Origin of the sequence: Spirillospora sp. NPDC000708 (genome assembly GCF_040299565.1) — a bacterium.
GTDB lineage: Bacteria > Actinomycetota > Actinomycetes > Streptosporangiales > Streptosporangiaceae > Spirillospora.
In genome coordinates this window covers 190,478-214,159 of the sequence record NZ_JBEPCJ010000002.1, presented here as the reverse complement: position 1 = coordinate 214,159, position 23,682 = coordinate 190,478, and the positions used below count along the sequence as shown (strand labels likewise).

General features: G+C 68.7%; 22 protein-coding genes. 16 read left to right on the top strand and 6 right to left on the bottom strand.

Annotation, left to right across the window (positions count from 1 at the left end):
- Positions 1-88: 88 nt before the first annotated feature.
- Positions 89-691, bottom strand: coding sequence for a hypothetical protein (locus ABT299_RS02570; RefSeq protein WP_151594817.1), 603 nt, complete (start codon positions 689-691; stop codon positions 89-91).
- A 266-nt stretch (positions 692-957) separates the two neighbouring features.
- Between ABT299_RS02570 and ABT299_RS02565 the strand changes: the two genes are divergently transcribed.
- The 15 genes from ABT299_RS02565 (at position 958) to ABT299_RS02495 (ending at position 17,775) form a co-directional block, all read left to right on the top strand.
- Entirely contained in the window at positions 958-1,950 is a 993-nt protein-coding gene (locus ABT299_RS02565) for a LuxR C-terminal-related transcriptional regulator (RefSeq protein ID WP_151594816.1), read from the top strand.
- Positions 1,951-1,972: 22 nt separating this feature from the next.
- Positions 1,973-3,772 (top strand): S9 family peptidase, encoded by a 1,800-nt coding sequence (locus ABT299_RS02560; protein WP_500249525.1) that lies wholly within the window; start codon positions 1,973-1,975, stop codon positions 3,770-3,772.
- Positions 3,769-5,016, top strand: coding sequence for an MFS transporter (locus ABT299_RS02555; protein ID WP_151594814.1), 1,248 nt, complete (start codon positions 3,769-3,771; stop codon positions 5,014-5,016). Before ABT299_RS02560 ends, ABT299_RS02555 begins: the two co-directional genes overlap by 4 nt.
- Positions 5,017-5,054: 38 nt before the next feature.
- Positions 5,055-6,056, top strand: a complete 1,002-nt coding sequence (locus ABT299_RS02550) for a helix-turn-helix domain-containing protein (protein ID WP_151594813.1) — start codon at positions 5,055-5,057, stop codon at positions 6,054-6,056.
- Between the two features lie 742 nt (positions 6,057-6,798).
- Positions 6,799-7,377: a hypothetical protein gene (locus tag ABT299_RS02545; RefSeq protein WP_500249524.1), complete on the top strand. Its 579-nt coding sequence runs from the start codon at positions 6,799-6,801 to the stop codon at positions 7,375-7,377.
- Between the two features lie 496 nt (positions 7,378-7,873).
- Positions 7,874-8,209, top strand: a complete 336-nt coding sequence (locus tag ABT299_RS02540; RefSeq protein WP_387026945.1) for a hypothetical protein — start codon at positions 7,874-7,876, stop codon at positions 8,207-8,209.
- 223 nt (positions 8,210-8,432) lie between these two features.
- Complete coding sequence (locus ABT299_RS02535) at positions 8,433-10,061, top strand: relaxase/mobilization nuclease domain-containing protein (protein WP_500249523.1); 1,629 nt, start codon at positions 8,433-8,435, stop codon at positions 10,059-10,061.
- 308 nt (positions 10,062-10,369) lie between these two features.
- On the top strand, positions 10,370-10,663 hold the full coding sequence (locus tag ABT299_RS02530) for a hypothetical protein (RefSeq protein WP_151538261.1): 294 nt from the start codon (positions 10,370-10,372) through the stop codon (positions 10,661-10,663).
- Positions 10,660-11,607, top strand: coding sequence for a DUF2637 domain-containing protein (locus ABT299_RS02525; protein ID WP_387026943.1), 948 nt, complete (start codon positions 10,660-10,662; stop codon positions 11,605-11,607). Before ABT299_RS02530 ends, ABT299_RS02525 begins: the two co-directional genes overlap by 4 nt.
- On the top strand, positions 11,604-13,628 hold the full coding sequence (locus tag ABT299_RS02520) for a toprim domain-containing protein (protein WP_500249522.1): 2,025 nt from the start codon (positions 11,604-11,606) through the stop codon (positions 13,626-13,628). Before ABT299_RS02525 ends, ABT299_RS02520 begins: the two co-directional genes overlap by 4 nt.
- A 24-nt stretch (positions 13,629-13,652) precedes the next feature.
- Positions 13,653-14,519, top strand: coding sequence for a hypothetical protein (locus ABT299_RS02515; RefSeq protein WP_387026941.1), 867 nt, complete (start codon positions 13,653-13,655; stop codon positions 14,517-14,519).
- 17 nt (positions 14,520-14,536) lie between these two features.
- Positions 14,537-14,836, top strand: a complete 300-nt coding sequence (locus tag ABT299_RS02510) for a superinfection immunity protein (protein ID WP_387026940.1) — start codon at positions 14,537-14,539, stop codon at positions 14,834-14,836.
- A 263-nt stretch (positions 14,837-15,099) separates the two neighbouring features.
- Complete coding sequence (locus ABT299_RS02505; protein WP_500249521.1) at positions 15,100-15,708, top strand: DedA family protein; 609 nt, start codon at positions 15,100-15,102, stop codon at positions 15,706-15,708.
- A gap of 41 nt (positions 15,709-15,749) precedes the next feature.
- Positions 15,750-16,457 carry a phosphatase PAP2 family protein gene (locus ABT299_RS02500; protein WP_387026938.1) on the top strand — a complete coding sequence of 236 codons (708 nt, stop codon included), beginning with the start codon at positions 15,750-15,752 and terminating at the stop codon, positions 16,455-16,457.
- 124 nt (positions 16,458-16,581) lie between these two features.
- Positions 16,582-17,775 (top strand): glycosyltransferase 87 family protein, encoded by a 1,194-nt coding sequence (locus ABT299_RS02495; protein ID WP_500249520.1) that lies wholly within the window; start codon positions 16,582-16,584, stop codon positions 17,773-17,775.
- Between the two features lie 21 nt (positions 17,776-17,796).
- On the opposite strand, the gene ABT299_RS02490 is transcribed toward ABT299_RS02495, so the two are convergent.
- From ABT299_RS02490 to ABT299_RS02475, 4 genes are all read right to left on the bottom strand, one after another.
- Positions 17,797-19,053 (bottom strand): HAMP domain-containing sensor histidine kinase, encoded by a 1,257-nt coding sequence (locus tag ABT299_RS02490; RefSeq protein WP_500249519.1) that lies wholly within the window; start codon positions 19,051-19,053, stop codon positions 17,797-17,799.
- Between the two features lie 65 nt (positions 19,054-19,118).
- On the bottom strand, positions 19,119-19,775 hold the full coding sequence (locus ABT299_RS02485) for a response regulator transcription factor (RefSeq protein ID WP_387026935.1): 657 nt from the start codon (positions 19,773-19,775) through the stop codon (positions 19,119-19,121).
- 10 nt (positions 19,776-19,785) lie between these two features.
- Positions 19,786-20,532, bottom strand: coding sequence for a COG4705 family protein (locus ABT299_RS02480; RefSeq protein ID WP_500249518.1), 747 nt, complete (start codon positions 20,530-20,532; stop codon positions 19,786-19,788).
- 112 nt (positions 20,533-20,644) lie between these two features.
- Complete coding sequence (locus ABT299_RS02475; RefSeq protein WP_500249517.1) at positions 20,645-21,661, bottom strand: lysylphosphatidylglycerol synthase transmembrane domain-containing protein; 1,017 nt, start codon at positions 21,659-21,661, stop codon at positions 20,645-20,647.
- A 214-nt stretch (positions 21,662-21,875) separates the two neighbouring features.
- Between ABT299_RS02475 and ABT299_RS02470 the strand changes: the two genes are divergently transcribed.
- Positions 21,876-22,757 carry an isocitrate lyase/PEP mutase family protein gene (locus tag ABT299_RS02470; RefSeq protein ID WP_387026932.1) on the top strand — a complete coding sequence of 294 codons (882 nt, stop codon included), beginning with the start codon at positions 21,876-21,878 and terminating at the stop codon, positions 22,755-22,757.
- A 66-nt stretch (positions 22,758-22,823) separates the two neighbouring features.
- On the opposite strand, the gene ABT299_RS02465 is transcribed toward ABT299_RS02470, so the two are convergent.
- Positions 22,824-23,534 carry a COG4705 family protein gene (locus ABT299_RS02465; RefSeq protein WP_387026931.1) on the bottom strand — a complete coding sequence of 237 codons (711 nt, stop codon included), beginning with the start codon at positions 23,532-23,534 and terminating at the stop codon, positions 22,824-22,826.
- Between the last annotated feature and the right edge of the window lie 148 nt (positions 23,535-23,682).

Sequence of the window (23,682 nt, the reverse complement as noted above, 5' to 3'; positions counted from 1 at the left end):
TGGGCCGTCCGGACAGTATGAATGAGCGCGGGCAGCGACCCCCTTGATGAGAGCACCCAACAGGCCGACGGTCAATGCGGCATCCTCGTCAGGGGCTAGCGGTGAGTTTGCCGATCGCTTCGGAAGCAGACAGCAGTTCGAGTTGGCTGGGGACCTGTCTTGGGCCGTCGGCGTCGACGAGGTGTGTCGGGCCGTATGGCCAGGCGCCTCTGAAGATCGCGATGATGTCCGCGCCGTCCAGAGAGCACAGTGTGTCGTGGACGACGTCGGCATCCTCGCCTGGAGCGGCCAGCCACAGGATCGGCGACCGCGTTGCGGTTTCGTGCGAGTTCCAGTTCGCCGCTCGATCTTCGAGACGCTCGATGGCATCTTCGAGGGTCGCCGTCACGTTAAGGCCGGAGTCGTAGTGCTCCACGAGGAACTGGTCGATGTCTTCGGGGAAGAGGCGCTCCAGGTCGGTGTGCGTGAGAACGACCTCGGTGGTTCTTGACCGATCGACCACCGCATCAACGAACAGGGTGCGGAGCAGGCCGTCCGTCCCCGGGCCGAGGAGGCCGACGCCCTGCGGGTGGCCGAAGGCGCGAGCCATCAACGGACGTGCGGGTCGCCCGGCGGAGAGCAGCCGGCCGAGTCGCCGAGCGGGGTGGCTGGCGAGGCGCCGGAGGTTGACGGTCTTTGGCCTGCAGTTCATGTGACCTCCTAAGGTCGATTGGTGTTGGGGCGCGTTGATCAAAGCGGTTCGCGCCAGGGCAGGACACTGATCGAAACGCTTGATGGCGGTAAGTGATCAGCTGCAGCTGTGGCCCGGGGGCGCCGGAATTGGCTGGTGGCGTGGTTCCTGAGGGCTGCACGGGGCTGTGCCTGCGGGTGACGACTTCTCGTCATTGCGGGGAACCACTCACCGAACCCGGTGACGAACTTTGATCGCATCGATACTCTCTGTGACTGGAGGTGACGGTGAGCGCTGAGGACGTGGATGATGCGGCAAGGCTCCTTCAGGGCATCGTTCTCGACGAGTTGCTCACCCCCTACAAGCAACTGCTCGAACGAGACGGCTGCCAGAGTTCCGAGGCGCCGGACCTGCTCGGCGGCCAGGATGTGGTGGACGCCTTGGTCGGGGCGGGGATGGCGTATGCGTTGCCCTCGGGGCTGACGCTGTCGCCACGGCTGGTGGCCACCGCTCCCGACCTGGCTTTGCAGGGAGCGCTCGCGGCTCTGTCCCGCAAGCTGGTGGCGGCTCACGAGCGGCTGCTGGACGGTCAACGCCGCATGGCGGCGACACACCCATTCCCCGGCATCCTGCAAGCAGAAGCGGACCGGCTGGTGCGGATCCTCACCGAGGGGCGCCAGATCACCGACACGTCGCGGGCGCTGCTCGGCACGGCCCGCCGGGAGTGGCTCGTCCTTGAGAACTTCGCCTTGGAGCGGCCGCTGGAGAAGCTGGTCAGCATGCCGCCGCCGCCCGCCTTCGAGGGCAAGGTCAGGTGCCGGAACATCTACCAGGCCTCCTGCGCCGAGCATCCGGTCGGGTTCAAGATCATGCAGATCCACGTCGAGGCGGGTGAGGAAGCCCGGATCCTGCCGAAGATCGGCATGAAGATGAAGTTGGCCGATGAAGCGGTCGCGCTGCTCCCCCTCACACCGACGGGCCTGTCGGGTGCGCTGCTCGTTCGCGCTCCGGTCATCGTCGGCGCGCTGCGCGAGTACTTCGAGTTGCTGTGGGAACGGGCGATCCCTTTCGGAGCCGCGGAACCGGAGATGCCGCTCAAGCAGGTCCACATGGACATCTTGAAGTTGCTGGCCGAGGGACTGACCGATGCGCGGATCTCGCGGGAACTCGGTGTGAACGCCAAGAGCACCGAACGGTACATCCGCACGATCCGCGAGTACCTCGGCGTCTCCAGCCGCGTCGCGATCGGCGCCGCTGCAGCCCGCCGCGGCTGGATCTAGAAACCCCAACCTGGAGCGCCCCATGCCCGAATACCTGGACTTCGTGCCCGAAGAGCGCTTCCGGCGGCACTTGGCGCTCTCGCCGGACGGGACGACCATCGCCTACTCCAGCAATGTCACCGGGTCCTTCGACCTGTGGACGATCCCGGTCGTCGGGGGCGCCGCCCGCAGGGTGGCCGGGCTGGACGAGCGGTCGGTGTGGCAGATCGCGTGGACGCCGGACGGCGGCAGCCTGGTCTTCACCGCCGACCGCAACGGCGACGAGCAGTACAGGATCTACCAGGTCGCCGCCGGCGGGGGAGATCCCGAGGAGGTCAGTTCGGGGCCGGACTGCCAGCGTGTGCTGGCCGACGACCCCTTCGACGCGGAGGGCCGCTTCCTGATCTACGGAGCCAACGACCGGGACCGCGCCGTCCAGGACATCCTCATCCGCGATCTGTCCGACGGCTCAGAACGCCGCATCGTCCCGCCCGCGGGAGTGATCTTCGCGCCGGTGCGGTTGTCGCCGTCCGGGCGATGGCTTTCTGCGACCGGAGCGCGATCGAACACCGATGTGGCCGCCTACCTGATCGACGTCGCCGGCCCCGGAGCCGAGCCCGTCTGCGTCACCGTGGAGTACGGCCACGGTCTGTTTGCCCCGGGCCCTTGGGCGCCGGACTCCAGTGCCTTCTATCTCTGCACCGACGTGTGGGGGGAGTTCACCTCGATCGGCCGATACTCCATCGACGATGCCGGGCTGCGGCGCCTCACCACCGACGACTGGGATGTGGAACTTCTCGAGGCTGCCGGCGAAACTCTCGTGTGGTCACGTAACGAGGATGGACGTTCCGCACTGCAGGCCACCAAGAACGGCGCCCCACTGCTCCTTCCTGGGATCCCTCAGGGAGTCGTCGACGCGCTCAGCCTCACGCCTGATGCCGAGCAGATCGTCCTGCGGATCGACTCGGCGACCCGGCCCAGTGAGATCGGTGTCCTCGACATGGCAGGAGGCTTCAGGTACCTCACTGACAGCCGCCCGCCGGCCATGCGCGCTGTACAGCCGGTGGAGCCGGAGTCGATCACCTATCCGTCCGCGAATGGACGCCAGGTCCGCGCTTTCCTCTACCGTCCGCACTCGCCAGGACCCCATCCCGTCCTGCTGTCCATCCATGGCGGACCCGAGGCCCAGGAACGTCCCATCTACGCCTACTCGGGCCTGTACCAGCACCTGCTCGACCAGGGCATTGCGATCGTGGCCCCCAACATCGCCGGCTCCACCGGGTACGGGCTCACCTATCAGAAGCTCATCTACCGCGACTGGGGGGGCGTCGACCTCGAGGATCTCGACCACGCGGTGCGCCAGATCCAAGCCACGCCTGGTCTCGATCACGACCGCATCGCGGTGATGGGCGGTTCCTATGGCGGATTCGCGGCCCTTTCCTGTCTCTCTCGGCTGCCCTACCAGTGGGCCGCAGGCGTCTCCTTCTGCGGCCCTACCAACCTGGTCACCCTCGCGCAGGCCTGCCCTCCCACGTGGAAGAGCATCGTGGCGGCCGTGCTCGGCGACCCCGAAACCGATGCCGATCACCTCACCCGACGCTCGCCAGTGACCTACGCGGAAGCCATCACCGCGCCCCTGCTGGTCATCCAGGGCGCGCATGACCCACGGGTGCCGCAGAACGAGTCCGACCAGATCGTCGATCGGCTGCGTGACCGTGGCGTCAACGTGCGCTACGACATCTATTCCGACGAGGGCCACGGCTTCACGAACCGCAAGAACGAACTGAAGGCCTACGGCGACATCGCGCAGTTCATCGTCAAGCACTTGATCGGCGACAGATGAACAAACCACTCATCACCGGGATCTGCTCGCCGCTGGCCCTTCTGCGCGACCAATCCGTTGCCGGCCTGTTCGCCGCGCACTTGGTCTCCTGCTCCAGCATCGGCTTCGGGCAGCTCGCCCTGGCCTGGGGCACCATGCGAGAAGGCTACGGCGCCGGCGGCCTGTCCCTCGTCTTGGCCAGCAACGCCTTCCCCGCGCTGCTCATGATCTGCGGGGGCGTGATCGGAGACCGATTCCGCCGACACAAGGTCCTCGCCGGAGCCGAAGCCCTCACATGCGCTTCATGGCTTGCCATCGGTGCCGCCTTGGCCGCGCACGGGACATCGTTGCCGCTGCTGTGCACGCTCGCCGCTGTGGGAGGGACCGCCACAGCCCTCTACCTCCCCACGCTTCCGGGCCTCGTGGCCGACCTGCTGACCTCACGAGACCGGCCGGCCGGCAACGCCCTCATCAACCAGACACAGTCGGTCGGCCTGCTCATCGGCCTGGCGTCGTCCGGAGTGGTCGTCGCCACGATCGGCCCGGCGTGGGCGGCCTCGGCCAGGGGACTCCTCTGCGCCATCAGTGCCTTCCTTCTCAGTCGCCTCACCACCGGTCGCTCAAAGAGGATCGCCACCGGGCCGCTACGCGATCTCCGCGACGGGTGGCGTCACTTCGGCGAGCGCCCATGGGTCTGGATCATGACGTTGCAGTACACGGCGATCATCACCGCCTTGGCCTGCTACACAGAAGTTGCCGGCCCCCTCTACATGGCCGACGGACACGGGGACGCGCGAGCATGGGGAATCATCAGGGCCGGAGAACCTCTCGGTGCGTTGCTAGGCGCCACGCTAGGAGCGCGGTGGCGACCCGCTCACACCATCCTGACCGCCGCAGCGCTGCCGGCAGCGGTGTCGCTCCCCATGCTCGCGATGGGCAGCGGAGCATCATGGCAGGTCATCGCCATCAGCGCGACTGTTCCGGGGGTGACGCAAGCCGTCTACTACGTCCTATGGACGACCGCCCTGCAGGACAGCTTCCCTTCCGAGGCCCTGGTTCGAGTCAACAGCTGGAACATGGTGTCCAGCTACGCACTCATGCCGCTCACCATGTTGACCGCCGGGCCGCTCGCCAACCTCGTCGGTGCCCAGCACCTGGCCACCAGAGCCGGTCTCCTTGTCCTCACAGCGACCATTGCAACCCTGATCGTCCTTGGTACCGGCCCGCGAGCGAGGCTCTCCTTCCAGCGCTCACCTGTCGGCTGACCTGGGAGACGGCGCCTCTCCTCCAAGAAGGGAACACGATGACTCGCACGATCGAGGTCATCGCCAGGCAGCTGCTGGAAGGAATCGTCCGCGAAGACCTGCTGACCCTCTATGTCCGCCTCCTCGCAGCGGACGGCTGCCAGCACGATGAGGCGGCCGAGATCCTCGACGGGCAGCAGAACATCCAGCGCCTCATCGCCGCCGAGATGGCCACCTATGGTCCACCCGGTCCGGATAATTCTCACCGGCTGACGCCCAACCCTGTGGACGTGGTCCTTCAGCAAGCGCTGTCAGCCCTCGCCCGTGACGTGCTGGCCGACCATGAGCGCCTGTTCGAGGGCCACCGGCGCATGAACCGCGACCTGGTGTCCGCCACTTCGGCGACCGGCTCCTCAAACGATCAACTGGCACGCATCATCACCAACCCGGACGAGATCGCCGAACTGACGCGAATCCTGAAGCATTCCGCCGCACGCGAATGGCTGACGGTAAGCCACGACGTCTCACACGGCCCGGATATCGACCTGCCCGACGAGGCCACCGGTCACGCGATCGCGAGCGAGGCCACGCACAGAGCCATCTACCAGTCCAACAACGTCGAAGATCGGGCTGCGCGCGTACAAGTTGAGGCGATTGCGCAGGCCGGGGGAGAGGTCCGTTTCCTCCCCCGGACTGCGATGCGTATGAAGATCGCCGACGAAGTCGTCGCACTGATCCCGGTGATGCTGTCGGTTTCGGCGAGCGCCCTGCTGATTCGATCCTCGGTGATCGTCGGAGCCCTTCGTGAATACTTCGAACTCCTCTGGGAACGGGCCATCCCGTTCGCCGTGCCCGGCCGCAACACTGGAGACCTCACGCAAGAGCAGTTGAGGATTCTGCAACTCCTCGTCCAAGATCTGTCCGACGAAGCCGTCTCCGATCAGGTAGGGACGAGTCTCAGCACGGTCCGCCGACGCGTCTCTGAGATCCGAGCGTCCCTCGGCGCAGAGAACCGCTTTCAGGTGGGCGTGGAAGCGGTTCGGCGAGGGCTGGTGGGCTAAAGCCAGAAGCACGGGAAGCCGCGATCGCCGGTGCCTCCGAGCCCCGGACGAGCACGCGCGCCGTCCGTACGCTGTGGTCACGACGAACGCCAAGCGCCATTGGGACCATTTGGATGGCAGATCTCTCTCCTCCCGGTGGCACCGTACTGCCGCAGTCTCCCTGAGCGATAGCTGCGCTCCCGCCAGCGCGGAAGTATTGGAGGGCTGGGCTTGCTCGCTGGCCTCTCAACACATCCCTCAACGAGCCCGGCTCGTGCTGTTGTGTTGCCTCAGGACAACACCAGCGACGGCCAGACGGTCCCCGGTGTGGCGGGAACCTTCCGGCTGCCGCCCGCCTGCTCAGCGCCGCCGGCGACGACGTGTTACCGCTATGTGGGTTGCCGAGTTCGAGGCGGTCTTCTCCGCTCTCTTCGTGATCGACGAGGGCAGCCCGCTCGCTCGGGGCGAGCGTCCGTACCCAGGCTGATAGCGTCCACGAGGGCGGTGGCCACGACCAACAGGCCGGTCGGCGCCTCGGCGGTCTGCACGATCCGGGCGCTTCGAAACCGCTATTTGCGGTCTCGCCTCCGCTGGCCGGAGTGCGACACGCCGGCCAGGGAGCTGGCGTTACCTCAGCTTGCCGGAGATTATGGAGCGCAAACGCCCTGACAGAACTTCAGTTCGCGTCAGGCGCTGCTATCTGCCGTCTATAGAGAGGAGCCCTTCATGTTCGCATCGCCAACGAGTCGGAGGACTCCACTACATGGTCGATCACGAAACCCCCACAGATGAGCGCACCGAGCTCCTCGCAGGCGAGCTGCATGAACGCGCTCGCACGCTCAACCACCTGACCCAGGGCACGCCTGGCCTGACGCGGCCGGAGGCCGCCTGCACGATCGCAGGCAACCTGGCTCAGACCGCGTTCCGCCTCGCCAAGACCGCCGAACAGCTGGACGCCTTCCTCCACCGGGAGCTTGATGCTGGAAGGCTCGTGCATGAGCGCGGCGACGGTCTCCTCCCAACCGCCCTGAAGGCGCACGATGCTCTGGCCGCCGCATGCGAGCAGTCCATGAACCTCGGCGAATCCTTCCGCGGCGCGCAGGGAGCCCTCGCCGCCATCCGCGGCATCGATGCCGATTCCGAAACCCCGCAACGGGCTCAGGGCGAAACCGAGCTGCGGGTGGAGGAACAGACAGACCAGGCAACCGCTTCCGACATCCAGCCGGCGGCCAGGGACTTCCCCCGAAGCATCGGAGACGTTTTGTCTGGCCCTCCAGCAGCCCCGTCCTCACCAAGCCATCGCCCGAGCTCCAAGCCGCCGTCTCCGCGCAGGGAGATGTAACTCGGCAGTGGTGGTGCCTGAATCAGCTTCTGGGTTCGGCTTCGAGCGCCGGACCGTGGGTTGTTCCACGGAGGCGCAGCCGGTACCTGCGAGCGCGCCGTGCGCGGCCGGTAACTCGCGCGCGATGCCATCACCGCTACGCTCACCGGCGGTCAAGCCCGACAAGACTTCCATCGGCTGTCTGCCGTCAACCGGGCGACGAGGTCGTCCTTCGTCACCCCAACATTTCGCCTCTCCGCTGGCGATCGAGCATCGCCTTCGGATACCTGGCACGACACCGGTGCATTGGAGGACGACCTCTGCAGGCGCAGGGGCAAGAAATGGATAAGGCGTGCGTTATCGCTGCGGACCGGGCGCGGTCCGCAACGGGCGCGGGACGGATCGAGCGCGATCCGTGGTGAGGAGGCTGATGATCGAAGACCCTGATGGTGGAGCTGCACCGAGGGCCGTGAAGCGACGCAACCGTCGGAGGCGGAATGCCGCGAGGCGAGGACGGGTGCTGCAACTCCGCTTGTCGGACGAGGAGCGCGCAGCCTTGAGCGCGGCGGCTGAGCGGGAGCAGTTGGCGACTGCGGCATGGGCGGCGCTAACGCTGTCGGCTGCGGCGAACGGAACGCCACGGGAGGAGTACCGCGAGCTGTGGGAACTGCTTGAGGCCGTGTTGCAGGCTCGCGGCCAGGCAAAGCGGATCGGTGTCAACCTCAACCAAGCTGTCGCGGCACTGAACTCAGGAGAGATGTCGTCGACGCTCCAGTGGTACGCCGACGCGGCGGCGCGGACGGTGTGCAAGCTCGATGACCTGGCCGAAGAGCTGAGAAGGCGGCTGCCGTGACCACGTCGGCGCCGGCGGCGAGCGCTCCGGGGTGATCGGAAAGGTTCTGCGCGGCGCCCGGGTCCAGGGGCTTCTCCGCTACCTGTACGGCCCGGGCGCCAACGGTGAGCATCACGACCCTCACATCGTCGCCGGGTTCGATCCCCCGGGTGTGCTGGAGCCGGTGGTGGGGCCTGATGGCCGCCGCGACCTTCGCCGCTTGGACGGCCTGTTGTCCCAGCCGATGGCATTGCTTCGTGAGCGGAACTACCGGAAGCCCGTGTGGCATTGCGCCGTCCGGGCCGCCCCAGAGGACCCGATCTTGTCCGATGCGCAGTGGGCTCGGATCGCGACCGAGATCATGCAACGGACGGGGCTGGCGCCGAACGGGGACGTCGACGCCGTCCGTTGGATCGCCGTCCGCCACGCGGACGACCACGTCCACATCGTCGCTACGCTCGCCCGGCCGGACGGCGTCCGTCCGGAGGTGTGGAATGACGGGTATCGGGTCCGGGACGCCTGCCGGACGATGGAGGACTACTTCGGCCTGCGGTCGACGGCTCCTGCGGACCGGACGGCCGCCCGCCGTCCGAAGCGGGGCGAGACCGAGAAGGCCGTCCGCCGCGGCCAGGAGATGCCGTCTCGTACGCTGCTGCGCCGCGCAGTCCAGACGGCCGCAGCTGGCGCCCGCTCTGAGAACGAGTTCTTCGTGCGCCTCGACGCCGAGGACGTCCTGGTGCGGCGGCGGTTCAGCCAGCGGACGGACGGCGAGGTCACCGGCTACGCGGTGGCCCTGCCCGGTGACGTGAACGCGGACGGTCAGCCGGTCTGGTTCGGCGGCGGCAAGCTCGCCGCCGACCTGACCTTGCCCAAACTCCGCCGCCGCTGGACGAGTGCGGACGGCTCCGTCCGGGCGCCGTCCGGCGTCCGGACGCTGGACGGACGGCATCTGTCCGTGCGGACGAAACGCGTCCTGCTGCGGACGGCCGTCCGCCGCGCTGCGGACGAGTCCCGGACGACCGCCGAGTTCTTAAGCCGGCTCCAGGAGGACGGCTTGTGGGCGAAGCCTCGCTACAGCCAGCTCAACCCGGGCCAGGTCACCGGCTACGCCGTCGCGTTCCCCACGGAGCACGATGGCGAGGAGCCGATCTGGTTCTCCGGCAGCCGCCTCGCCGACGACCTCTCGCTGTCCCGGCTCCGGCAACGCTGGTCAGGAGACGCCGAGTACTGCACGTCGACTATCGAGCACTACGAGCTGACGCCGGAGGAACGGCAAGCGTTCTACGACGACGCCGCCCGCGCCGCCTCCTACGCCACCGCGGCGATCCGCCGGCATCTGGCCACGAATCCATTTGCAGCTCAGGACGCCTGCTGGGCTGCCTCCGACGCTCTCCATGTAGCCGCCCAGGCCACCGGCAACCGCCATCTGCACCGCGCTGCCGATGCCTATGATCGCGCAGCCCGCGCGCCCTACGGCCGTATCCCGCGCCCGACTCCCGCAGGTAACGCCCTGCGCACCACGGCTCGGCTTCTCGCCCTCACCGGCTCCATCAGGAACCGGACGACGGTGTCCACCATGCTGCTCGTCGCCAACTTCATCACCCTGCTCGACACCATCACCGAGCTCCGCCGGCTCCAGCACCGCCACGCCCAAGCCGACGCCGCTCGCAAAGCAGCCGCCCAAGCCCGCGAAGCGAGAATCGCCACTGGCACTCCGACGCCCCGGCAGAGCGAACCAATGGCCACGCCTTCGCAGGTGAGCCTGGCCATGGCCGGATTCCCGATGCCGTGGGCTCCGATGGATCCTGCTGCCACCAGCAGACCGGCGGCGACGAAACCCGCTCGCCCGACCCGAGACAGAAGGCGTCCATGACCGGGTGACTCGGCAAGAGGGAAAGCTGACGTCGAGAGTTGCTCCGCTGGAGACCAACAAAGCCAGACCCTCTGGCTCGGCGTGCGGTCGGGGCGCACGTGCTTGCTCAGTTCCGCAGCACGAGCCGACCAGTGCCTCTGCGTATCGAGTCGCAACTGGGCTGCGGCGCGGGCGGTTGATCGTGGGCGACTATCGACACGCCGAATGCTTACTGTAGTTGATCGACGACCTAGCGTATTGCATGGTTCTGATCACTGACTTTGGTTGATGGGCCTGCGGCTCGTCAACCACTGGCCGACGGGGGAGTGATGGAGACGCTGGTATCGGTCGATCAGAGAGAGCTGGCGGTGCGGCGGGAGCGCCTGCTGCGGCTGCACTTCGAGCTCAAGAGGCTGGGCGCCTCGGTAAGAGTGCGCCGGCCGCGCAATGGGCGATGGCGGTTGAGGGTCCGCCGCGACGGCTGGTCGGAGACGGTCATGTGCGCGGGCGCTGATGGTGCGTACGCCTACGTCACGGCGCACGGGCGACTCCTCGGCACGGCCAGCGAAGTCCGGTACGTCGCTCAGGTGCTGCTCTGGATGGTGGAACGGCGGGTGCGATGACCATCTTCAAGCACCGTCGCCTTCCTGCACCCGCAGGCCCAGGACTGCAAGAACAGTCGGCGGGGTCGGCGACGGGAACAACGAACTCCGAGACACGAGATCGCGTAGTCCGGGTCGTGGTGGCCGTGGTCGCCCCGCTGATCACGGCACTGGCCGTGCTCGGTGGGCTGGGGTCGTTCACCACCGTGCGGGAGCTGGCGGAACCGCACTTCAAGGGCCTGGCGTGGATCGTTCCGGTGGGCATGGACCTCGGCATCATGGTCCTGCTGGCCTGGGATCTGCTGATGGAGTACCTGGACCTGCCGTGGCCGGTGCTGCGCTGGGTCGCTTGGGCCTACATCGGCGGCACCGTGCTGGTCAATGTGTCCGCGGCGCGCGGTCAGCTCGCCGGCGGCGTGATGTACGCGGCGATGCCGGTGCTGTTCATCACTGTGGTTGAAGGCGTCCGGCATCTGATCCGGCGCTGGGTGGGGCTGGCGTCCGGTCGCCGGGTGGAGCGTGTGCCGGTGGCGCGGTGGCTGCTGGCGCCGGTCTCGAGTCTGCTGCTCTGGCGGCGGATGGTTCTGTGGCACGTCACCGCCTACCGGGACGGGCTGGAGCTGGAGTACCGGCATCTTCTGGCGGTGTCGCGGCTGCAGGAAGAGTACGGGCGGTGGGCATGGCGTTGGGACGCGCCGCTGGCCGAGCGGCTCTCGCTGCGCCGACTGCCGGCCGACATCGACGAGGATGATTTCGAGGGCGCATCGTCCGCAGGTACGGGGGAGGACGAGCTGCTGGCTGCCGCACGGCGGATCCGGCGGCAGGCGCGGCGGCAAGGCGTCCGGTTCACCAGGGACTACCTAGGTGACCAACTCCGGGACATGGGGTACCCGGTCGCGAACACGCGTGTCCGGCGGCTCCTGGCCGTGCTCCGCGACGACTCGGCCCAGGGCGGTGGGGCATGAGCGGGCCGGTGCCGGCGGGAGATCATGACGCCGACCCGGGGGAGAAGCGGCAGCGTCAGCTCGACTTCTTGCAGGGGGTCGCCGAGTACGGCGTGGCCGGTCTGCTCGACGGGCGTCTCGAATGGACGGCGTGGCTTGAGCAGGCAAGCCGCCATGGACGCTACGGGTTCACCAACACCCTGCTGATCCCTGCGCAAAGGCCCGCGGCGACGGACGTCCGTTCGTACGACGACTGGAAGAAGCAGGGACGCCAGGTTCTGCGCGGTGAGACCGGCATCCGCATCCTTTCCCGCTCAGGCAAGCCCCGGCCGGTCTTCGACATTGAACAGACCGACGGCGCGGCGCTCGAACTGCCCGAACCGGCCTCGACGTCCGAGGGGTTAGCGAGGCTTGCCCGGCTGACCGGCGACCTCGGGCTCTATCTAGACCGAGGCCAGGGCTGGACCTATCTGGGCGACCCGGCCAAGCGGCTGTTCATCGCTCCCGAGATGGAGGACCTCGCGGCGGCTACGCATCTTGCGCATCAGCTCGCCCACGTCCTCGACGTCCAGGGACGCCCGAAGGCGGCGAACCTCGACCAGGACGCATGCCGGGGCGCACGGCGAGCCTTCGCCGACTCGGTCGCCTTCCTGGTGCTGACGGAGGTCGGCCTGCCGACGGAGCATCTGTTCTTCTCCGCTCCGCGCAGCTGGGCGGGATCCGACGAGAGGGCCAACGCGGCTGGAGCTATCCGCCTGGTCGGAGAGCAGGTAGTCCGCACGGCATCGCGGCTGCGTTACCGGCTCAGCAAGCTGCAGGCGGTCGCCTCGGACGCTCCCGTCCGTCGAGCGAAGGTACGGGAAGAGATAGCAGCCACCTCGAGCCCGCCCGCATCGCTGGAGACCCCGGACGCAGAGCTTCCAGCCGCAGACATACCGCACGAAGAATTGCTCGCTGCCATCGACGACGGGCACCGCTTCTTCGTCGCCAACCTCGACGGAAGCTGGGGCGCCTCCTACCTGGCCGGCCGCGGCTTCACCGCGGACATCCAGGCACGGTGGCAGGTCGGGCACGCGGTCCGTCCACGCCAAGCCCTCGTCCAACACCTCCGTCAGCGGGGCCACAGTGACGAAGCCATCGTGGCCGCTGGCCTGGGCAGGTTCGGAATGGACGGCGAGCTGATCGACATCTTCCGCGACCGTGTCCTGCTGCCCTTACGCAACGACGACGGCGCCGTCGTGGGATTCATTGGCAGGCAGCAGAACAGCTTCGCCGGGCCGAAGTACATCAACACCCCGGACACAGTGCTCTTCCACAAGCACGAGGTGCTCTTCGGCCTCCACGAAACCGGCAGCCGGCTCGCGCAGGGCGTTCGTCCCCTCCTGGCCGAAGGACCGCTGGACGCGATCGCAGTCAACACCGTCATGCCAGAGACCTACGCCGCCGTCGCCGCCTGCGGGACGGCCATCGGCCCAGCCCACCTGGACGCACTCAACCGCCACACCGACCTCGACACCTCCGGCCTCGTCATCGCACTCGACGGCGATCCGGCCGGCCGGGTGGGAGCCATCCGCGCCTGGCGCCACCTGAACGAGGTCACCGGACCAGTCGATACCGTTCGGCTCCCCACAGACCGAGACCCTGCCGACCTGCTCGGCAAATCGGGACAAGAAGGCGTCGAGAAGGCGTTACGGTCCGTAATTCCGCTGGCTGACCTGGTGATTGATGAGAGACTGGAGCGGTTCGGAGGAACGCTGGAGTTCGCCGAGAACCAGCTGGCCGCCGTTCGCGCCGCCGCGACCGTCATCGCCGGCCTGCCGTCAAGCCAGGCCGCCAGGCAAGTCGCCCGAGTCGCGTCCCGCACCCAGCTAGACCCTGCCGACGTCACCGCCGCCGTAGCCGCAGCGATCGCCCCAGACCCGCCCACCGACCTGGCAGCGGCAGCGAACGACTTCCCTTCACCGCCCGAACTCCGACCTCACACACCTGCGCGCGAGCCGCGAACGGCGGCACCGCCACCGCGGGCACGCCGCACCAAGTAGCCACCTTCTCCCGAGGAGAACTCCATGACCACCCAGCACCCCGACCCGATCGCCGAAGGCTTCTCGCACGGCGGCGAACGCCTGATCCAGATCCTGGCGCTGGCGACCGCTCTCAAACAGAGCTACGCCCAGCGTGCGGCCCGGTTACGGGCCGCCGAACTGGCACGGGACGCAGCAGCCGAGCGCACTGAATCCGCAGCTCAGCAGGCGGCGTTCGCCGAGGCTCGCTCCCGGTGGGTACGCGCCCACGACCGAAAATGGCTTCAGCAGGCCGGGCTCCTGCACGTCGCCGAAGCGTGGGGAGCCGCCGTCCCCTACGCCGCCGAAAGTTCATCGGCGGCCGCAGCCGTGCGTAAGTGCGAGAACCGCCTTCGCGACCTGCACCCGCATGGGATGAGCCACTACGACCGAGCCCGCGGCGACGGCATGGAACCTCTGGACGCGATGCGCCAAGCCGCACCCTTCTTCACTCGGGACCCCAACGTCCGCACCGGCGAGCCCGCAGCCCTCAGGCCCATGCTCGCCGAAGGCAACGGCGCCGAATGGGCAGCCACCATTCACGGCCCGTCCCGCAGCGACTGGGAGAACGCCCGCCAGGAGCAACGCGCCCACCACATCGCCGACCAACTCCGCCGCCAACCCCAGCGGCCCGGCCCCGACGAGTTGCGAACGGTCCTGGAAGCCACCACCAACCTGCCGACCGAAGTGATCACCAAGGTCACTGCGCCCGCCCCGAGCGCTCAGGCCAGCCAGGCACGCCTCGCCGCCGAAGGCTTCCCCTTCACCATCGACCAAGCCCTCGAGATCAGCGCCAAGCAGCCCGGCGAGACACCAAGCACCCGCAGGACCACTACCCAGACAACCGACCGAAACAGACGCCGCAATCTCTGACGACAGGAGAAGACATCATGTCCAACGGACTCCTGGCCGACGACATCTGGACACTGACCGTCGTCACCGTCTTCGTGGTCCTGGCCGTCCTGCCGACGTTCATCGCCCTAGTACGTGGCGCGGACGAGATCCTGCTCATCATGCTGGTCAACGCCCTGTGCTGCGCCACCGTCATCGGCTGGCCCATCGCACTGGTCATGGCCATCAAGTGGCCGCGCAAGCATCGACACCCCACCCCATCACCACATGTCCGCAGCTCGCCGCCCCGCACCCAGCCCCAACACCCTCGCAGGGTGATCCGAGGCCGCATTGAATGACGATGCTGCAAACGGCAACGAGGGTGCTTGGCCGACCGTCTGGAAGTCCCTGGCCATGTTCCTCCCGAACCCCGTCGTCATGGCCAGGTCCAGGGCGACGCACCACTCGCGATAACCGGCCGATGGTAAGGCTGCCGCTTACCTGGTGCTGTTCCACGAATGTCTACAGTGGTGTAGAAGTACGTTGGTAAGCCCTAAGGATCGGTGTGTGCGCAGCCCTTAACCCTCTTGACTCGACGTCGCTGCTTTCCTCGGCGGGGGCCGTGGGCGTGTTCCTCGTCCTGTTCGCTGAGACGCGGCTGCTGGTGGGGTTCTTCCTGCCCGGTGACTCGTTGTTGTTCACCGCTGGGCTGCTGTGCACCGCGCACGCCGGTGACAAGGTCCATCTGTCTCTGCCGCTGGTGCTGGTGGCGGCGGTGGCGGGTGCGGTCGCCGGGGCGCAGACCGGGTTCTGGCTGGGGCGGCGAGGGGGGCGGGCGTTGCTGGCTCGGACGACCAACCGGTACCTGGTGGAGGGGACGGCCAGGGCGCGGCGCTTCCTGGCCCGGTACGGGCATGGCAGGGCGATCGTGCTGGCCCGCTTCGTCTCCGTGGTGCGGACTGTGATCAACCCGCTGGCCGGGGCGTTGGAGGTACCCGCCGGGACGTTCGCGCTCTGGCAAGTCGCCGGAGGGCTGCTCTGGGCGGTGGGGGTGACCGTCGCCGGGTACCTGCTCGGGTCGAGCATCCCGGGAGTCGATCGCTATCTGCTTCCCATCGTGGGGATCATTGTGGTGGCGTCGCTCATGCCGGTCGCATTGGAGGTGCGCCGAAGTCGGCGCGCCGGTGTGCCGTCCAGGCGACGTGATCGTGACGGGGCGGTCGACCGGTGATGGGGTCGCTCAAGCGTGTCAGCGCCGCCGCTGAGACGCCCGTGGCCGCGCTGATCGTGCTCTCGCTCGGGTTCATGCTCGCTCTGGCGGCACTGAGCGTGGAAGTCGCGGCGAAGCACACGGGCGGCTGGGACCGGGCGGTGCACGCCTGCTTCGTCGACCATCGGTACGGGGCGGTGACCGGGCTGATGGAGACGCTGACCTGGCTCGGCTCGACGGCGGTGCTGGTACCGCTGCTGCTGGCAGTCGGCGGCTACCTGGTCTGGAGCCGTCGTTCCTGGAGCACTCCCCTGTTCGTGTGGGCCGCTTTCGCCGGCGCTGTGATCCTCGGCGAGACGGGCAAGGTGATCTTCGGTCGGGCCCGGCCGCCGGCAGCGGACATGATCACCCGTGCCGGGGGATATGCGTTCCCGTCCGGGCACAGCGTCCAGGCCATGACCGGCTGGGGACTGCTGGCGGTCCTCGCCGCCGGGAGCGGGACCCTGCGGCGGCGGACGCGCCTCGCGCTCGTCTGGGCCTGCGCAGTTGTGGTCGTCCTGGTCGGGACGTCGCGGCTCTACCTCGGGGTCCATTGGCTCAGCGACGTGATCGGCGGGTTCCTTCTCGGCGCGGCGTGGCTGTCGCTGCTGCTGGCCGTGCGCGCGGGATACGGACGGCTCGGCCCTCCACCTCCGCGCACCGTTGTCCTCATCGAAGGCGATGACGTGACCCAGGACGACGACGTCTGGGAGGACACCGACACCTCCTGACCTCTGCCCACGAGTTCCTCGGAGCCGTCCTGTTTCGAAGATCGTCCACGCCTTGCTCCCGCACGCCCACCGGCAGGTCAGGGGCGTGGGTCGGCGGGTCGTGCGCGACCGGAGGGAGTCTGCGGTGCGAAACCCCGGGCAGGTGGAGATCCTCTCCGCCGATGCTTCAGGTCCGAGCGGTCCGAGGGGCCTGCTTCAGAAGGTTCTCCGGTCGATCCGGGGGCACGTTGGGCTCTGGGCCGGTCTGTGCGCGTGGCATCTGCTGTGGGTGTTGGCGCGCTCGCAGGGCGCCGGTGGCTCTTGGCATTACTTCGCCACCGGCGCCGCCGTCCTGTTCGGTGACGACCGGGGCGAGGGCCTTCACCTGTACGCGACGCACCCGGAGTTGCAGATCGGTCCGCTGTCCTTCGCGGTGGCGCTGCCGCTGGACGCGCTAGGGCCGTCCTGGGGTCGGGCGGCTGCGGTGTTGCTCATGTCGTGCACCGGCCCGCTGCTGCTCGCGGCGATCTGGAAGCTCGTCCCGCATCCGCATCGACGTCCGGAGCGGCTGCTTGCCGCGGGCCTGGTGTTCCTGCCGATCTGGGCCGAGTTGGCGACCCATGCGGGGCATCTGGACGACGTCCTGGCGCTGTCGCTGGCGATCGGCGCCCTGCACGCCCGCGCCCGCGACAGGCCCGTCCTGGCGGGCCTGCTGGTGGGCGCGGCGACCGACGCCAAACCATGGGCGCTGGCTTTCGCGGCCGTTCTCCTGGTGCGCCCGGCACGGTCCGCGATCGCCGCGTTCGGGGTCTGCCTCGCCGTCATCGCCGCGGTCTGGCTGCCGTTCCTGGTCTACGACCCGCAGACTGTGCACGCAGCTCATTTCACCATCGCCAACGCCGCCGGGTCGGGTCTGCGCGTCCTGGGCTACCACGGGTCTCACACGCCACCATGGGACCGGCCCGCGCAACTCGCGCTCGGCGGGCTGCTGGGCACCGCGGCGGTGCTCCGCCGCCGCTGGGAAGCGGTGATCCTGCTCGCAACGGCCGCCCGTATCCTTCTGGACCCCGAGGTCTACGGCTACTACACCGCCGGGGTCCTCCTCGGCACCGTGGTGTTCGACCTGGTCGCCACCCGGCGGCGGGTCCCGTTGATCACCATCGCCGCCGCGGCCACCCTTTACCTCTCCCGCCAGCTGTCGAACATCCATGCCGTGCCTTTGACCAATGCTCAGCTCGGCCTGCTGCGGGTCTCCTTCGTCGTCATGGCCCTGATCGCGGTCTTCGGCGCCGCCCGACCTGCGCCCCGTAGCGCCGCGAGAACCGGCGGAGCCGACTGAGGGTGGGTGCGGCCGGCGGGGTCAGCCGGGCGGGAGGGTGACCACGAAAGCCGAGCTGCCCTCGAGCGTCAGGTCGCCGCCCGCGGACCTGGCGAGCCTGCGGGCCAGGGCGAGGCCGAGTCCTGCGCCCGGGTGTCCGTCGGCGGGCTCGGCCCGGAACCCCGGTTCGAACACCCGGTCGCGCGCCGTCTCCGGCACACCGTCGCCGTCGTCCTGGACCACGATGCGCACGCCCGGCTCCACGCGTAGGACGACCGTGGTGGCGGCGTAGCGGCGCGCGTTGTCCAGCAGCGGCGCCAAAAGCCGCTCCACGATCTCCGGCGGGGACCCCGCGGTCACCTCTTCCTTCGGCGTCTGCAGGGTCAGCCGCGGTCCGGTGGCAGGCCATCGTGCGGCCACGTCCGTCGCCATGGCCGACAGGGCGCAGCGGCCGGGAAGTCGGGTGCCGCGGGTTCTCGCCTCGGCCAGCAGGGTCTGGCAGATCTGCTCCATTTCGTCGGCGGCGCCTCTGATCACGTTGAGCGCGGCCTGCTGCTCTTCGGTCGTGCGGGCCTGCTGGGAGAGCCAGTCCGCCTCGGCGACGATCCTGGACAGCGGAGTGCGCAGCTCGTGCGACAGCTCGGCGCTCCACTGCTGCTCGTGGCGCAGGACGACTGAGAGCCGGTCGAGGAGCTCGTCCAGCCCGGCCGCCAGGGCCGATAGTTCCGCGGGGCGGCGGCCGGTGCCGAACCGGCGGCCGAGGTCGTGCCCGCTCCAGTCGGCGGCCTGCCCGGTCATCTCGGCCACCGGTTGCAGCGCGCGCCCGACCACGGCCCGGGTCACGGCATAGACGCCGAGAAGCAGCAGTAGCGCCAGGACGATCGATCCGGTGAGCGCCGAAGTCAGCATCCGGTGGTAGGAGCTCAGGCCGACCGCCGTCACGACCGTCCCGACCCGATGACCCGCGGCGGAGATGGGCCGGCTGTACAACCGGACCTCGCCGGTGGTGGCGAAGCGTGTCGTGGAACCGGCGAGGGCGTCGGCCTTGCGCTGCAGTGAGGGCTGTCCCGTCGGCCGTTCCACGGCGCGGGCGCCCTGGTAGATCCAGATGTCGGTGTCCAGAGCGCTGTCGTCGGCGGGTTCGGCGATCTTCAGCGTGCCGCCGGGCAGCACCTGCACGGTGGAGGCCGCCGCCTCCGCGCGGGTCCGCAGCAGGTCGTCGGCGTCGGCGCGGAGCCTGCCGCTCAGCAGCACGTTGAACAGCAGGGTCAGCAGCACGACCCACGCCGCCGTGGTCACCAGGGCCAGGAACGCCAGCCGCCCTCGGAGCGTGCCCGCTCTGACGCGAAAGGGCGCCCATGACCTCATGCGAACCGGTAGCCCACGCCGCGGACGGTGGTGATGCCGCTTTGCGCGTCCAGGCCGCGGATCTTGCGGCGCAGCCGCGTCAGGTACTGATCGAGAGTGTTCTCCGAGACCAGAGCCCCATCGGGCCAGGCCGCGCTGAGCAGGGCGTGCCGGCGGACGACCGCGCCGGGCTCGGCCATGAGCCGAGCGAGAAGGCGGAACTCCGTCGGGGTGAGGGGCACTGAGCGGCCCTGGTGTTCCAGTACGTGGCGGGCCGGGTCCAGCGTGAACTCACCCGCCTTCGCATGGGCCGGGCCGGTGCGGCGCAGCGCGGCGCGCAGCCGTGCGGCCAGTTCCGCGAGGTGGATCGGCTTGGCCAGGTAGTCGTCCCCTCCGGAGGAGAACCCCGACAGCCGGTCCACCAGCGCGTCGTGGGCGGTGAGGAACAGGACCGGGACGTCCACGCCGCGGGCCCGCAGAGCCTGGCAGACGTCCCGGCCGTCGGAGTCGGGCAACGCGACGTCCAGCACGACCGCGTCGCTCTGCTCGGCGCGCAGCGCGGACGCGCCGTCACAGGCGGTCGACACCGCGAAGCCCTCCTCCCGCAAACCGCGGGCGAGGGCCGCGCGCAACTGGTGGTCGTCTTCCACGATCAGCACGCGATGAGCGGTCACCGGCCCAGTATCACGCCTGCTCGACCGAGGTTCGGTCGCGCCGCGACAGCGTCAGGTAGACGACCAGGGCACAGATCACGCCCAGGAAGATCACGCTGGTCACCGTGGTGCCCAGGCCGAGCCCGCCGTCCTTGCGGGCCTGGGAGAGGTAGTCCCCGATCGACGCGCCCAGCGGCCGGGTCAGGATGTAGGCGATCCAGAACGCCGCGACCGCGTTCACCCCCGCCACGGCACGGGCGCCGGCCACGACCGCGATCAGCGCGGCGAACAGCACCACCGACAGCGGGTACCCCAGGTTCAACTGTTCGGCGACCAGGTCGCCCGCGGCCGTGCCGAGTGCGAAGGTGAACAGCACGGCCGCCCAGTAGAAGCCCTCGCGGCGCGTGGTGAGGATGGTGTGGATGGACAGCGTCCGCTCGGCCGCGTACCAGAGCGCGAAGGTCGCCGCGAGGACGACGGTGAACACCGCGGTGGTGATCGCCAGCGGCACGCCGAGACCGTCGGTGAGCTCATCGGTGATGAGGGTGCCGACGATGCTGATCAGCACGACCGACACCCAGTAGACGCCGGCCACATAGCTCCGGAGCCGGAACTGCAGGACCAGCGCCGCCACCAGCAGGACGCTCATCACCAGCGCGGTCCTGGTCAGGCCGAGCCCGACGGTGTCGTTGAGGTAGTCGGCGGCCGTCTCGCCCACCGTCGTGCACAGGACCTTGATGACCCAGAAGTACAGCGTGACCTCTGGGACCTTGTTCATTTTCAGGCGCGGCAGAGCCGCGTGTCTCGTCGTGGTGGTCATGGGGCGAGGCTTGCAGCCGGTACCTGAAAACGACCTGAACACATCGTCCGGCCGCTCGTTCACGCCCCGGTCAGATGATGCGCCGCCGGAGCAGGACTACCAGGACGCAGGCGGTCGGCAGCAGCGGCAGCCAGGCCGTGATCAGCCGGTAACCGAGCACGGAGGCCAGCGCGGTGGTGGACGGGACGCCCGCGGTCGCCAGCGCGGCGACCAGCGCCACATCAAGGCTGCCGACAACGCCCGGCGCGGGCAGCAGCGCGCAAGCCGCGGACACCACCACGTAGACGAGCAGCACCGTTCCCAGCGGGATCGGGTTGCCGAGGCTCTGGAGCACGGCATAGAGGATCACGGTGTGCAGGAGCGGCGCCGAGACCGAGCCTCCCCACAGGGCCGCCGCGCGTCCCGGGTGGCGCAGCACCGCACGCAGTTGCCGCAGATCCCGGGCCAGGTGCGAAGTCGTCTTGGAGCGGTGGCCGTGCGCCCGCCGCCTGAGCCGCGACACCAGCCAGGTGAGCGCTCCCAGAACGCCGAACACGCCGGCTGCGGCGATTACCGTCGTCGCAGGTCCGGAGGGGCCGAGGGCAGACCAGTGCACCCGCGGAGCCAGCGCCGTGGCCGCCGACGGTGCGGCCGCCACGACAGCCACCAGCAGAATCAGGTGGGTTACCAGACCCGCAAGCGAGTTCAGTCCGACCGCACCTGCGGCCGCGCCGCGCGTCATGCCCAGGCGCCGCATGAACCGCATGTTGACCGCCATCCCGCCCACCCCCGCCGGCAGGACGTGGTTGGCGAAACTCGCCCCCAGTTGCACCACGAACAACCGGCCGAAGGGCGGCAGCAGCGGCATGGAACCCAGATGTGCGATCGTGCCGGCGATCCACATCAGGAGGGTCGCCGAGGCGGCGATGACCAGCCATTCTCCGTCCGCGGTGACGAGGTCGTCGCCGCCGGCGTCGACGGCCGCCCGGTGCGCGAATCCGATGACCAGGACGGCGACGGCCGCCGCCACCCCCGACAGCAGCCGCGCGACCGAGGAAGCAGCGAAGATCGGACGCCGCACGCCCACGCGATCCAGGCCGTCCCTCATGCCGGCACCTCCACCTGTGCTCAACGGGCGTGACTCCGCTGCCCGACCGCCGGTGGCGGTCGGGCACCGAGGTGACGGAATCGATGGCGAGTCCGCCGAGGCTGAACGTCTACAAGAGTGTAGACGACTACGCTCGGCGCCCGTATGCTCACTGTGGGCGTCCAGGTTGGGCGCCGGCAATCAATCGCCGGAAATCATCACCGGGGGAGCGCGCATGACCACGGCAACAGCACGGGCCCGCGGCGCCGGGCATCACCTCCGCCAGGACGTCCGAGCGGCAGGAGTCACGCCGCTCGTCGGTGTGTTCGACATGTTCTCGGCGTCCATCGCCGCACAGCACTTCGACGGGTTGTTCGTCTCCGGCTTCGGGTTCGCCGCCTCCCACTACGGGCTGCCCGACATCGGGTTCATCGCCTGGCCCGACATGGTCGGCTTCGTACAGCGGCTGCGCCTGGCCTTCCCGCACCACCATCTGCTGGTGGACATCGATGACGGCTACGTCGACCCGGAGGTGGCCTGCCATGTCGTCGGGCACCTGGAGGCCATCGGCGCCTCCGGCGTCATCATCGAGGACCAGAAACGTCCTCGCCGCTGCGGGCACGCGGACGGCAAACTGATCCTGCCGCTGGAGGAGTACCTGGCCAAGCTCGAGATGGTGCTGGCGACCCGCCGCGACCTGGTCGTCGTCGCCCGCACCGACGCCGCCGAGGAGAAGGAGATGCTGCGCCGGGCGGCCGCGCTGGCCGCCACCGACGCCGACGTGATCCTGGTCGACGGCGTGCGCAGCGAACACGCCGTCCGACGGATCCGCGAAGTGATCGGCGACAAGCCGCTCCTGTTCAACCAGATCGCCGGCGGCAAGTCGCCGCGGCTCTCGCTGACCGACCTCACCGCTCTCGGTGTGGACGTCGCCATCTACAGCACGCCCTGCCTGTTCGCCGCGCAGACCGCCATCGAGCGGTCGCTCGAGGAGCTGAAGAAGGCCGACGGGATGCTCCCGGAGGCGTCCATCGGCGTCGCCGACTCCACGGCGCTCCTGGAACGCAACATCAGCCGCAACCACATCACCGGCCGCGATCACGTCGGCCTCCCCTGACGGCTCGGTGCGATTCGCGGCTCGTCGGGCGACCCGGCCACGGTCAGCCGCACCGGCGGCTTGACGTCAGTGTGCCGTGTCCTTGCGGGACACGGTGAGGTAGCCGACGAAGCCGGCGATGATGACGGCCAGGACCAGGCTGACCGGGCCCGTGCCCAGGGCGAGACCGCCTCGATCCTTCGATACCCCCATCCAGTCGGCGAATGACGCGCCAAGTGGTCGGGTGAGGACGTAGGCGGCCCAGAAGGCGAAGACCGCGTTCATCCGCAGCCAGCGGTAGGCGAGGGCCGGTAGCGCGATGAGGATGGCGAACATGACGCCCGAAGCCAGGTATCCGAGGTGGACGGTGACCGCGGTCATGTCGCCCGTGGCGGTGCCGAGCGCGAATGTCGTCATGACCGTGGCCCAGTAGAACAGTTCACGACGCGCTGTCACGATGCCGTGGATGGACAGCGTCCCCTCGCTCGCGTACCAGATCGCGAAGACCAGGGTGAGCGCGGCCACGAAGAAGGCGGTCGAAATGAGATAGGGGATGCCGAGGGCAACGTGCAGGACGTCGGCGGCCATGGTGCCGAAGACGCTGACCATGGTGACGGATGTCCAGTATTTCCAGGCGGTGTAGTGCCGGGCGCCGAACTGGAGCGCCAGGGATACCGCGAGGAGGGTTCCCGCCAGGGCCACTGCGACGACCGGGTTGAGGCGGTGGGCGAGATAGTCGGAGGTCGTTTCACCCATTCCTGTCGTCAGGATTTTGACGATCCAGAAGTAGGCCGTCACTTCCGGGACTTTGCTTGCCGCCCGCCGTACGGCGGTCTCCGTGCTGCCTTGTACTTGACTTGTCGCCATATCGGCAATGATGGCATGTAAGCCGTGCTCTGATGGCGTGATTTATTGTTTTGGTAATTTTATCTTCGATGAGCTGTTC